We start from the raw sequence: 931 nt of genomic DNA, 5'->3' as shown, positions 1-931 counted from the left end.
CTTGTAACTTTGTATATTACTATATCTTTCCAATTGTTTGCACAAGTATACAATTGTGTTACTGTATCAGTACAAGAAGTTCCGGCGCAATCAAAAGGAAGATGGCTTCCTTCCGAAGGAACAGTAAATGTATTAATTATCTTCGCGGAATTTCCAGATGACAACTATGATATTAATAATACAAGATGGGTTAAAGGCAACGCTCCTCAAAATATGAATAATTGGGTCGATCAAACATGGTCAGCTAACCCTACTCTAGGTTCGCTAACTCATTATTTTAACGAAATGTCCGGCAACAAGCTTCATTTTATTGGAAAAGAAGTTCACGTAATTGCACCGCATACAAGAGATTGGTATATGAATAATTACATCAGTAATCGAAGAGGCAATATTCAAAAAGAAATAATCCAACAACTTGATACAACATGGGATTTTGCTGAGTTTGATAACTGGGATTGGGTAAGTGATTATACATACTATAATAATGCCGATACATACGTTGACATGATCATTTTTGTCTGGAGAAATATTTCAGGAGATTTAAGTAATCCCTATCAAGGTTTAATAGATTTAGGATTTGTAAGCAATTATGGTGATTTGGGAGATATAGGAATTATTAATGTGGACAACAACCAGAGGAAAATAGCAACGTCATTTGGTGGGAGGGATTCAATACCATACGGTTCCGGTGTGACAGTAAGAAATTATTTAACCGAGGACCCATTCAGAAATGTAATACATGAATTTTCTCATTATTTAATTGGTAACAACGATTATCATAATGGCTTCGGTTTCTGGGGAATGCTTTCAGCTTGGGGGATAAGAACATATGTAGCTAATGCGTGGGAAAGATACCGTTTGGGCTGGACTTCAGATTCTACAACATATACAATAAATAATACGACACAGACTCTTACGGGAAGAAACCTCG

The 931-nt window shown here is 35.8% G+C and carries 1 pseudogene; it reads left to right on the top strand.

The features are described 5' to 3' along the window. Window positions 1-931: pseudogene (locus ACSSWA_RS14920) on the top strand (T9SS type A sorting domain-containing protein); the annotation flags it as partial.

The organism is Melioribacter sp. Ez-97 (assembly GCF_051488665.1).
Lineage (GTDB): Bacteria > Bacteroidota > Ignavibacteria > Ignavibacteriales > Melioribacteraceae > Melioribacter.
Note: the sequence above shows the minus strand (reverse complement) of the source record. Positions and strands in the feature narration are given on the sequence as shown.